The organism is Aeromonas sp. s6, assembly GCF_040907815.1.
In the GTDB taxonomy this organism is placed as follows: domain Bacteria; phylum Pseudomonadota; class Gammaproteobacteria; order Enterobacterales; family Aeromonadaceae; genus Aeromonas; species Aeromonas caviae.
This window is the reverse complement of the sequence record NZ_JBFOCN010000036.1, coordinates 42923-54533: the sequence shown is the minus strand read 5'-3', so window position 1 is coordinate 54533 and position 11611 is coordinate 42923. Positions and strand designations below refer to the sequence as shown.

Here is an 11611-nt window from a genome sequence, read left to right as displayed (position 1 = left end):
TCATCCAGGCGCGCCAAAAACTGGCTGACCAAGCCGTTCGACAGGTGTTCCAGCAGACCGCCACACTCTGGCATCAGCAGTGTCAGCACCCCACCTGGGCCGGCTTGCAGCTGCTGGCCGTGGACGGGGTGGTCTGGCGCACGCCCGATACTCCGGACAATGCCGGCGCCTTTGCCAAGTCGAAAACCGTCCAGGGGGAGACGCAATATCCCCAGGTCCGCATGTTGTGTCAGATGGAGCTGACCAGTCATCTGCTGACCCAGACAGTGATGGACTCCTGTGCGGTAAACGAGATGGTGTTGGCAGAGCAACTGATTGAAAAAACACCCGATAATAGCCTGACCCTGTTCGATAAGGGCTTCTACTCACTGGGGTTACTCCATGCCTGGCAACGCCAGGGCGTAGCGCGTCACTGGCTTATTCCGCTGAAAAAGGGGGCTCAATACGAGGTCATCCGCAAGCTGGGGCGGCAGGATGTGCTGGTACGCCTCAGTGCCAGTCCGCAGGCCAAGAAGAAGTGGAGCGAGTTGCCGGAGCAGTTCGAAGCCCGGCTGCTGACCCGGACGGTAAACGGCAAGGAGCGGCAGGTGCTGACCTCGCTCACCGACCCGCTGCGCTTCCCGGCCAGCGAGTTGATGGAGCTATACCAGAATCGCTGGGAAATCGAGCTGGGCTATCGGGAGATGAAACATAGCCTGCAACAGCACCGGCTGACGCTGCGCAGCAAGAAACCCGATGGAGTAAGGCAGGAGCTATGGGGCTTGGTATTGGCCTATAACCTACTGAGATATCAGATGGTTAGGATGGCGGCGAGCTTAAAGGGCTATACGGCCAGCCAGTTGAGCTTTCACATGGCATCGGTGTATCTGCTGCATGAACTCAGTTGCCTGCCGTTTGTGTCACCGGGCATGGTTCCAGGGCGTGTCGCTGAGTTGGACAAACAGGCAGAGCAGTTCAAGTTACCCGCCCGCCGAGAACGAAGTTACCCAAGGTGCATCAAAGCCAAACCACAGAAGTATGCGACGAGAAAACCTAGTAAAAACAATGCCAGTCAGGCTTAACTGACTGGCATTAGCCCAGGGGCGCTCTTTTTCATGACAGGGACAACCCCCGGGTCAGACGTGAACGAAGGACCAGACGGCGGGGATCAGGCTCAGCAGCGTCACCCCGGCCAGCAGCCGTTCGCGCCCGCTGAGCCGCTGTTCGGCGCCGAGCTGGCGACGGCTGTAGAGAAACAGCAGCAGACCCGGCCCGTAGAGCAGAAGCGACAGCAGCAGGTACTCCACCCCGGCGGCGTAGAGCAGCCAGAAACCATAACCGCTCGACACCAGCGCCACCACCCGCATCAGGCCGCGGCCCTGCCCCCCCTTGCCACTGAAGACCAGCTTGAGCAGGAAGAGGCCGATGAGCAGGTAGGGCACCAGGATCATGGAGGTGGAGATGAGCAGCAGGTTGGTATACCCCTTGCCAAGCAGCCATACCAGCAGCAAGCAGCCCTGCACGGTCAGGCTGGTGAGCCAGAGCGAGGCGATGGGGGTGCCGTTGCGGTTCTCGCGCCGGAAGATGGCCGGGAAGGCCCCGTGACGCGCCGCGCTGAACGGCACCTCGGCCGAGAAGAGGGTCCAGCTCACGTAGGAGGCGAGCACCGACACGATGAGGCCGGCGCTGATGAGCAGCTTGCCCCAGGAACCCGTCATCTGGGCCATCAATCCCGCCATGGAGGGGTTGGGCAGGGCCGCAAGCTCCGGGCGGCTCAATATTCCGAGCGCCAGCACCGAGATGAGTACATAGAGCAGCAGCGCCAGCACCACGCCGAGCACGGTGGCGGTGCCCACGTCCCGCTTGTTTCTCGCCCGGGCCGAGAGCACCGCTGCCCCTTCGATGCCGGTGAAGACCCAGAGGGTGATGAGCATGGTGTTGCGCACCTGCTCGGAGACCGGTACCGCCAGGGTGCTGCCCTCCTGATCCGCCGCAAAGGTGACCGGATCGAACCAGTAGCAGGCGAACAGGATGAACAGCAGCAGCGGCAGGCTCTTGGCCAGGGTCGCCACCAGATTGAACAGGGCCGCCTGCTGCACGCCTCGGGCCACCAGCAGGTGCACCGCCCAGAGGATGCAGGACTCGCCGACAAAAGCTGCCAATGTGTTGCCCTCGCCAAACCAGACCCGCTCCGGCGTGTCGACGAAGCTGCCCAGCGCCGCGAAGGCGATCACCAGATACCCCACCACGCCGATGGTGGCACAGAGCCAGTATCCCCAGGCGGAGAAGAACCCCACCAGCTCGCCAAAGCCGGCTCGGGCATAGCTGTAGATGCCGCCGTCGAGCTCGGGTTTGAGCCGCGACAGGTAAAGGAAGCTCATGGCCAGCGCCAGTATGCCGACCCCGGTGACGGCCCAGCCGATCAGCACGGCGCGGGCGCCCGCCACATCGGCCATGTTCTGGGGCAGGCTGAAGATGCCGGCCCCCACCATGGAGCTGAACACCAGCGCAGTGAGGGACCAGAGCCCGATCTTGCTCTCTTTCATGGGCGCTCCTTAACGCAGCCGGCTGGCCAGCGCCTCGATGTGTTCCGGACCGATGCCGCAGCAGCCGCCGATGAGGTTTGCCCCGGCTCTGCGCCAGCGCTCGGCCCAGCCGAGGTAATCCAGCGGCCCCAGATCGCCGCGGATCTCGTCCAGACCGTCATTGGCAGTCGCCTCCTTGGGCTGGGGCGGGAAGGCGTTGGCATAGGCGCCGAGGCGAACGTCGGTGCGCCCCTGAACCTGCAACGCGGCGACGGCCACCTTGAGCGCCCCTTCAATCACCTCGGGCTGGCAGCAGTTGAACAGGATGGCATCCACCCCGGCCGACGCCAACGCGGTCACGGCATCCGCCACCCGCTCACCGGAGCGCAGGGTGGGTTCGCTGCCCGGCGCTTCGTCTTCCAGAGTAAAGGAGACCCAGAACGGCTTGCCGTCCTCGGGCAGCAGGGCCTTGAGGGCCAGGGGCTCGGCGATGAGGCTCATGGTCTCCGCCAGCCAGAGATCCACATGGGGTGACAGGGCACGGATAAGCGGTGTCGCCAGCTCGCTCACCCGCTCGGCCTGATAGAGGTCCGCACGATAGGAGCCAAAGAGCGGCGGCAAGGAGCCGGCCACCTTGACGGCTCCCCCCTGTTCGTCGGCCACGTCTCGGGCCAGTTGCCCGGCCAGAGCTGCAAGTGCCTCCCCTTGGGCGGCAAAGCGCGCCTCGCCGATGTGGAAGGGCACCAGGGCATAGCTGTTGGTAGTGATCACCCGGGCACCGCTCGTCGCATAGGCCTGGTGTACCTCGCGCACCGTCTCGGGCGCTTCCATCAACGCCAGCGCCGACCACTCCGGTTGACGGAACGGCGCACCACGCCGCGCCAGTTCACGGCCCATACCGCCATCGAGTACCCACAAATCCTGCTTGTCCATCTCTGTCTCTCTGCGTCTCCCCGCCATGACGGGTGTTTATTGTGTGAAACCATATTAAGCCATCAAAACATCTAGACGGCTAGAAATCCCAAATATCATGACCCAAAGTAGAACAAGAGGCAATCGGGGGCTACGAACAAATCCGGGCAAGCTCAGGATGATGGCGGCAAAGGGAGATCTCCCCGGCACAGGCATCACCTGGGCAGGCACTGAAACGACAAGAGGCCACCCCGGGGGGTGGCCTCTTGTGAAACAGGGGATCAAGGCGGGCACAGCCGCCGATAACCAGGGGCTCAGCGCCCGGCCAGCACCCGCTTGGTCTGCTTGACCCAGTCGGAGACCCGGCCCTGCTGGGGATAGCCCTGCCAGATCTGCTCCCACTGGGCGGGGCTGAGGGGGCGGCCCAGCCGACGCTGCACCCCGGCATAGAGGTAGTCGTGGGCCGTGGTGCGTGCCTGGGCCGAGGTGAGGAACTTGGCAACAGGGTCGGTGAGACGCACGTCCCGCATGCCGAGCAGCGGATAGTCGCTGTGCACCGCCGCCAGCATGGTCTCGCGCATGGCGGATTCGATGTAACCCCGGGCAAACAGGGCGGTGACCGATTCAAGCGACCCTTGATCCGGGCCGTGATACTCCTCGTCGAACACCGGGCTGGGCTCTGCCACGGCGCTTTGCACCACCGCATCGGGATCCTGCTGCGGGACCACCACGGCAGGCTCGGGGGTAACGGGTTTGGCAGGCGTCACTGGCTTGCGCGGTGCGCTCTGGCTGCAGGCACCCAGTGCCAGGGCGAGCGCCACACAGGCCAGCGCACGGGAATGAGTCTTCATCTTCATGATTGCTAACGAACTCCTTTAGGATTCCTGAGCGGGCTTCTCATTGCTCGCAGGTTCTACCCGGGTGACCAGCAACTGGTCAATCTTGTAACTGTCGATGTCCACCACTTCGAACTTGTAACCGGCATATTTGACCGAGTCGGTGCGCTTGGGGATCTTGCGCAGCATGTACATGATGAAACCGGCGATGGTCTCGTAGTTTTGGTTTTCCGGGAACTCCTCGATGTCGAAGGCGCGCATCACGTCGGAGATGGGGGTAACCCCGTCCACCAGCCAGGAGTTCTCGTCCCGCTGGACGATCTGCTCTTCCACCACGTGGGTGGCCCACTCCCCCATGACGGTGCTCATCAGGTCGTTCATGGTGACGATGCCCACCACCAGGGCGTATTCGTTCATCACCACCGCAAAGTCGCCGCGATGGTTCTTGAAGTACTCCATCGCCTCGTAGAGGTTGAGGGTGTCGGGAATGATGATGACGTTCTGCACCAGGGAGCCGCTGTTGAGATCGATGCTCTGGCCGCTGATGACGCGGATCAGCAGCTCCTTGGCATCCACGAACCCCTTGATGCTGTCGAGGTTGTGGTCGCACACCAGGAACTTGTTGTGGGGGTGCTCGGCGATCTTCGCCTTGATGCTCTCCTCCCCCTCTTGCAGGGTGAAGTAGATGAGGCTCTCCCGCGCCGTCATGGCGGAAGTGACACCCAGAGACTGGAGCTCGAACACGTTCTCGATGAGCTGGTGCTCCTCGCGCTGAATGACACCGGCTTCGGCACCTGCATCCATCACCGCATAAATATCGTCGGAGGTGATCTCGTCGTTGCGCACCATGGAGATGCGCATCAGCCGGAACAGGCCGTTGGCCATGCCGTTGAACAGCCACACCAGCGGCATCAGCAAGGTGACGCACAGCATCATGGGACGCACCACCACCACGGCGATCCGCTCGGGCATGGTCATGGCAAGGCGCTTGGGCATCAGGTCCGCTATCAGGATGAACATGCCGGTGACGAAGACGAACGAGGCCGCAGAGCTAATCTGGCCGAGCCAGGGCCCCTGGTAGAAGCCGGCAATCAGCTCCCTGATGGCGGGATTGAGGGCGGATTCCCCCAGGATACCGCCGAGGATGGCGACGGTATTGAGGCCTATCTGCACCACGGTAAAGAAGTTGCCCGGCTGGGCCTGCAATGCCAGCACCTTCTCGGCGTGGCGGTTGCCCTCGTCGGCCATCACCTGCAACTTGATCTTGCGGGAGGCGGCAAGGGAGATCTCGGAGAGTGAGAAGAACACGCTGCCGGCGACCAGCAGCATCAGAAAGAACAAACTATCGGCAAAACTCATGATTAACCTATTGCGACAGCCGCCTTAGCACAAGACGGCAAACTGGGCCCGGGAAACCGGACCGTGACTCCATCCGGGACTCACACAGGGGCCATATTCTAGCAGAAAAGCGCCCGCTGGGTGGCGTTATCTTGAACTGCCGTGCCATGCAATGAAAAAGGCGCTCAAAGCGCCTTTTTATTCAATCAAGGCTGGATTCCCGTCGTGCAGCCGCGACGGGAGCTCCACCCAAGGCGCCCTATCAGCCCTTGCCCAGCAGATCGCTCAGGTCATCGGCCTTGGTGTGACGCACATCCTTGCCCTTGACGTAGTAGACGATGTACTCGCAGATGTGCTGGCAGCGATCACCGACCCGCTCGATGGCCCGTGCCGCCCACAAGACGTTCAGCACCTGCGGTATAGTGCGCGGATCTTCCATCATGTAGGTCATCAGCTCGCGGATGATGGACTCGTATTCGCGGTCCACCTTGTCATCTTCCTTGTAGACCGCCAGGGCTGCATCCAAATCCATGCGGGCGAAAGCGTCGAGCACGTCGTGGAGCATCTTGACGGTGCGACGCCCCATGTTCTCCAGCGACACCAGCGGCGGCTGCGGCTTGTTGGCGTTGTCGGTCAGCATGCGGGCAATCTTGTCCGCCACGTCGCCGATCCGCTCCAGATCCGTGATGGTCTTGATGATGGCCATCACCAGCCGCAGGTCGGACGCGGTGGGCTGACGCTTGGCGATGATGCGGGTGCACTCCTCGTCGATCGCCACTTCCATGGCGTTGACCTTGTGGTCGTTGGCCACGATCTTGCGCGCCGCATCCAGATCCTGGCCATGGATGGCGGCGATGGCGTCGGTGAGTTGCTTCTCCACCAGCCCCCCCATCACCAGTACCTGATTGCGCACGCTCTCAAGCTCGGCATTGAACTGACCGGAGATGTGTTTGTTGAGGTTCATATTGTCCATACCAGTAATCCTTGTTGCTCCGATTATGCCTTAGCCGTTGAACTGACTGCCAATCTGTTTGTTGATGCCCATCTTGTTCATCTCAATCACCCTTGTTGCACCAACATGCCTTAGCCGTTGAACTGACTGCCAATCTGCTTGTTGATGCTCATCTTGCTCATCTCAATCACCGGCATTCCTTAGCCGTAACGACCGGTAATGTAGTCTTCGGTCTTCTTCTTGGCCGGGGTGGTGAAGATAGTGTTGGTATTCGAGTACTCGATGAGTTCCCCCATGTACATGAACGCGGTCTGATCCGAGACCCGCGCCGCCTGCTGCATGTTGTGGGTCACGATCACCACGGTGAACTGGCTCTTGAGCTCGTTGATGAGCTCCTCGATGGTGAGGGTGGAGATGGGGTCCAGCGCCGAGGTCGGTTCATCGAGCAGCAGCACTTCCGGCTCGATGGCGATGGCACGGGCAATCACCAGACGCTGCTGCTGACCACCGGAGAGGCCGAAGGCGTTGTCGTGCAGACGATCCTTCACCTCCTCCCACAGGGCGGCACCGCGCAGGGAACGCTCGGCGGCCTCGTCCAGAGTACGGCGGTCGTTGATGCCCTGCAGGCGCAGGCCGTAGACCACGTTCTCGTAGATGGACTTGGGGAAGGGGTTGGGGCGCTGGAACACCATGCCCACCTGGCGGCGAAGGGCGGAGACATCCACGCTCTTGTCATAGATGTTGTGGCCGTGCAGCTGGATCTCCCCCTCGATGCGGCAGATCTCCACCAGATCGTTCATCCGGTTGATGCAGCGCAGCAAAGTGGACTTGCCGCAACCGGACGGGCCGATGAAGGCGGTGACCTGACCCTTGGGGATCTTCATGTTGACGTTGAACAGCGCCTGCTTGTTGCCGTAGTACAGGTTGAGATCCTTCACCTCCAGCGCAGTCTGCTCCGGGGTCAGGTTGAGCAGGTCGGTGGCGGTGTGCGGGGCCGAACTCGGTGTTACGTTGATCATCTGTTTACCTCAAATTCTCTTGGTGGCAGCGGGCAAACGTCTTGCCCGCTGCCGGAATATCTGGTTGGCAGGGAAGACCCCTGCCCGTCTCTGTAATGGCTGGATTAATGTTCCAGCGACCGGAATTTCTCGCGCAGGTGGTTACGAATACCGATCGCCGTCAGGTTGAGGCCGACGATCACCGTCACCAGCAGGAAGGAGGTGGCGTAGACCAGAGGACGCGCCGCCTCGACGTTCGGGCTCTGGAAGCCCACGTCATAGATGTGGAAGCCCAGGTGCATGAACTTGCGCTCCACGTGCAGGTACGGGAAGTTGCCGTCCATCGGCAACGTGGGAGCAAGCTTCACCACCCCCACCAGCATCAGCGGCGCCACCTCGCCCGCCGCACGGGCGATGGCCAGGATAAGGCCGGTCATGATGGCCGGGCTTGCCATGGGCAGCACGATGCGCCACAGGGTCTCGGCCTGGGTGGCACCCAGCGCCAGCGAACCCTGGCGAATGGTGCTCGGGATCCGGGCCAGCCCCTCTTCGGTGGAGACGATCACCACCGGCAGGGTCAGAATGGCCAGGGTCAGAGCAGACCAGATGACACCGGGGGAGCCGAAGGTCGGGCTCGGCAGCGCTTCCGGGTAGAAGAGGCGGTCGATGCTGCCCCCCAGGGTGTAGACGAAGAAGCCCAAACCAAACACGCCGTAGACGATGGAGGGCACCCCCGCCAGGTTGATCACCGCGATGCGGATGATTTTGGTCAGGCTGTTCTTGCCCGCGTACTCGTGCAGGTAGACTGCCGCCACCACCCCGAGCGGGGTCACGATGATGGCCATCAGGATCACCATGAAGACGGTGCCGAAGATGGCCGGGAAGACGCCGCCCTCGGTGTTCGCCTCCCGGGGGTCATCGGAGACGAACTTGCCAATCTGGTGGAACCAGTGACCCACCTTGGCCATCAGGCTCATGTCGTTGGGCCAGACCACATCCAGCACCCGGGACATGGGCATGGTCACCAGCTCGCCGCGCATGTCCTTGACAGTGATGCTGTCTCTGTCCGCCTGGGTACGCAGGGAGAAGAGCTCTTTCTCCAGCACCTGGTAACGGTCGTTGAGCGCCTGACGCTCGCTCGCCAGCTCGGCTTTAAGCTGATCGGTCAGCTTGTCATCCAGCTCGGCCTTGCGCTCTTTCAGGCGCAGGCGCTCCAGTTGGTAGTTGATGCTGCCGATGGCCCCTTTTTGCAGGTCGTTGGCTTGGCTTGAGAGGCCGTTGGCACGGGCCAGCACCCGCTGCAAGGCGGGATGCAGATCCGTGGTCAGCTCCTGGCCATCTTCCTTCACCGAGGTGATGTAACCATAGAAGTTGCCGTTGGTGGCGCGTTCCACCATGGCGAGCTCCGCCGGCTGGGTGCGCGATTTGATATCGGTCTCCAGCACCCAGCGAAAATCGAGGTCCACGAACTCCCGGTTGCCGGTCTTGACCAGATAACGGGTAATCTCTTCGCGATCCTCCCCTTCCAGCGCCTGGCCTGCGGCGCGCAGGCGCTCCACCGGCACCAGCTCCCGGTCGTTGATCTCGCCAATCAGGACGCTCTTGTTGCCGCTTGCATCTTCAAGTTGCCACTCATAGATGGGATGGGGCCAGAAATAGACCAGACCACGCCAGCCAATCAGCAACAACAGACCCAGTACGGCCACCAGACTCAGGCTGACGGCGCCCCCCGTCATCCAGATCCAGGGGGCCCCCGATTTAAACCACTTACCCATTGTCGATTCCTTAGTCCTTACAGAGAGCTGTACTTTTCACGCAACCGCTGGCGGACGAATTCAGCCAGGGTATTGAACAAGAAGGTGAACACAAACAGCACGAAGGCGGCGAGGAAGAGCACCCGGTAGTGGGAGCTGCCCACTTCCGATTCCGGCATCTCCACCGCGATGTTCGCCGCCAGGGTCCGCAGCCCCTGGAACATGGAAAAGTCCATGATGGGGGTGTTGCCGGTGGCCATCAGCACGATCATGGTCTCGCCCACAGCGCGGCCAAGGCCCATCATCACCGCCGAGAAGATGCCCGGGCTCGCGGTGAGGATCACCACCCGGCTCAGGGTCTGCCACGGGGTCGCCCCCAGCGCAAGCGAGCCCTGGGTCAGGTGCTTGGGCACCGAGAAGACCGCGTCTTCGGCGATGGAGAAGATGGTGGGGATGACCGCAAAGCCCATGGCGATACCGACCACCAGGGAGTTGCGCTGGTCAAACTTGATGCCCATGTCGTGGGTCAGCCAGATGCGCGAATCACCGTGCATGAAGGCGTTCTCGATGATGGGGCTCAAGGCGAAGGCGCCCCATCCGATGAACAGCAGCACAGGGATAAGCAGGATGGCGTGCCAGCCTTCCGGCAGCCAGGCGCGGCCGCGCTCCGGCAGATAGTTCCACACCAGGGCGGTGAGCAGCATGCCCATGGGCAGCAGGATCAGCAGCAGGATCACCCCGGGCAGGGCCCCTTCGATGATGGGCGCGAGCCACAGACCCGCCAGGAAGCCGAGGATGACGGTCGGCAGCGCCGCCATGATCTCCACCGTCGGCTTGACGTATTTGCGCAGCCCCGCCGACATGAAGTAGGCGGTATAGATGGCACCGGCGACACCCAGGGGCACCGCGAACACCATGGCATAGAAGGAGGCTTTCAAGGTACCAAACACCAGGGGCACCAGGCTCAGCTTGGCTTCGAAGTCGTTGCTGGCGGAGGTGGACTGCCACACGTACTGGGGCTCGGGATAGCCTTCATACCACACCTGTTGCCAGAGGGCAGACCAGGTTACCTCGGGGTGATCGTTCTCGACGTCAAAGACCTTGAAGTCATCCCCCTGCTGGGTCAACAGCAGGTTGTGGCGAGGAGAGATGGCAACAGCAGCCAGGTTGCCCCCGTCAACCTTCTCGCCAAGCAGCTTGGCTTCACCGGTGGCATGGAAGAAGTTGATGGTGCCGTCGCTGCCTGCGCTGATGAAGCCCTTGCGAAAGTGCTCGGGGGTCAGCAGGGCGACCGGCGCATCGCCCTTGAAGTCACGGATCTGGGTGAACTGGCGCTTGCCATCCTTTGCCACCTCGAACCACTGGGAGATGACGCCGTTGTCGTTGCCCACCAGCAGGGAGGACGCACCGGAGAGCAGTGCCACCTGGGTCACGCTGGCATTGGGGGCGTTGATCTCCATGACATTGCGCAGGGAGATGTCGCTCAGGTTGTGGATGTCATAGACCGACAGGCGGTTGCCCTCGCGCACGAACAACAGGCGCAGGTTCGGGGTCAGCAGCATCTGGTCAACATGGCGTGGCAGGGACGGAATGGTGTAGGTCTGGTTGCTCCACTCGATTTCGCCGGAGAGGAAATTCTCCTCACCGCTCATCACCATCAGCACACCACGACCATCTTCGGTCACGGCCGCGGTCGCCATTTTGTCCTTGGTCGCCTCGAAGACCATGCGCGTCAGCGCCTTGCCCTGGGGATCGATCACCACAGGGGTCTCGCCGAAGGGATATTGCAGGCTGGGCTCGATGACGCGCACGTCATTGGGATAGGAGATCTTGAAATAGGGTTGCACCACCTGGGCCTTGCCGTCGGCAAACCCATAGGCGATGAGTTTCTGGCCCGGCGCAGGCGGCGCGACCGCCGTGATCTCGCCGTCCACCTGCGCCTCACCAATCACCTGTCCGGTCTTGATCTTGCCATCCGGTTGCACGGCAAAGAATTTGACCTTCCCCTGGTCGCTGAAGCGGTAACCTATCTCGTTTTGCTCCTCGACCCCGAGCCAGGCGGTCTTGCCCTTGATGGGCAGGGTGAAGGAAGCGGTGCTCTCCATGCTGGCGCCATTGAAGATGGGCTTCACCACATAAAGCAGGTAGAAGAAGATGAGCAGCAGCGCCACCAGCACCAGGGCTCCCCCTGTGGTGACGCCATATTTGGCCAATTTATCCTTGATCCGGCGTTTTCGACTGCCCGCCATGACCAGATTTAACGATTCCGATGACATGCAAGACCTCAATGTGAGCTAGGCTTGGCGGCATTATATGG

At 61.8% G+C, this 11611-nt stretch carries 9 protein-coding genes; 1 reads left to right on the top strand and 8 read right to left on the bottom strand.

The genetic code is table 11. The features are described 5' to 3' along the window. Nucleotides 1-1061 (top strand): IS4 family transposase (locus AB5Y50_RS05585; RefSeq protein ID WP_368162444.1); only part of this gene is annotated, 1061 nt, incomplete at its 5' end. Nucleotides 1062-1115: 54 nt separating this feature from the next. Here the strand turns inward: AB5Y50_RS05585 and AB5Y50_RS05580 are convergent. The 8 genes from AB5Y50_RS05580 to AB5Y50_RS05545 all read right to left on the bottom strand — a co-directional run bounded on the left by AB5Y50_RS05580 (nucleotide 1116) and on the right by AB5Y50_RS05545 (nucleotide 11570). Next, nucleotides 1116-2525 (bottom strand): basic amino acid/polyamine antiporter, encoded by a 1410-nt coding sequence (locus tag AB5Y50_RS05580; RefSeq protein WP_042864109.1) that lies wholly within the window; start codon nucleotides 2523-2525, stop codon nucleotides 1116-1118. 9 nt (nucleotides 2526-2534) lie between these two features. Continuing rightward, the gene (locus tag AB5Y50_RS05575; protein WP_039040257.1) at nucleotides 2535-3437 is read right to left on the bottom strand and encodes a homocysteine S-methyltransferase family protein; all 903 of its coding nucleotides are present in this window, start codon (nucleotides 3435-3437) and stop codon (nucleotides 2535-2537) included. Between the two features lie 293 nt (nucleotides 3438-3730). Further along, on the bottom strand, nucleotides 3731-4273 hold the full coding sequence (locus AB5Y50_RS05570) for a hypothetical protein (RefSeq protein WP_042017561.1): 543 nt from the start codon (nucleotides 4271-4273) through the stop codon (nucleotides 3731-3733). 18 nt (nucleotides 4274-4291) lie between these two features. After that, nucleotides 4292-5611, bottom strand: coding sequence for a hemolysin family protein (locus AB5Y50_RS05565; RefSeq protein ID WP_041213150.1), 1320 nt, complete (start codon nucleotides 5609-5611; stop codon nucleotides 4292-4294). Between the two features lie 241 nt (nucleotides 5612-5852). After that, nucleotides 5853-6563 (bottom strand): phosphate signaling complex protein PhoU, encoded by a 711-nt coding sequence (gene phoU / locus AB5Y50_RS05560; RefSeq protein WP_257710304.1) that lies wholly within the window; start codon nucleotides 6561-6563, stop codon nucleotides 5853-5855. Nucleotides 6564-6742: 179 nt separating this feature from the next. After that, a complete protein-coding gene (gene pstB / locus AB5Y50_RS05555; protein ID WP_010675264.1) occupies nucleotides 6743-7561 on the bottom strand; it encodes a phosphate ABC transporter ATP-binding protein PstB in 819 nt (272 codons plus the stop codon). Nucleotides 7562-7665: 104 nt separating this feature from the next. Then, nucleotides 7666-9315, bottom strand: a complete 1650-nt coding sequence (gene pstA, locus AB5Y50_RS05550) for a phosphate ABC transporter permease PstA (protein WP_042017560.1) — start codon at nucleotides 9313-9315, stop codon at nucleotides 7666-7668. A gap of 17 nt (nucleotides 9316-9332) precedes the next feature. Further along, nucleotides 9333-11570: an ABC transporter permease subunit gene (locus AB5Y50_RS05545; RefSeq protein WP_368162443.1), complete on the bottom strand. Its 2238-nt coding sequence runs from the start codon at nucleotides 11568-11570 to the stop codon at nucleotides 9333-9335. Between the last annotated feature and the right edge of the window lie 41 nt (nucleotides 11571-11611).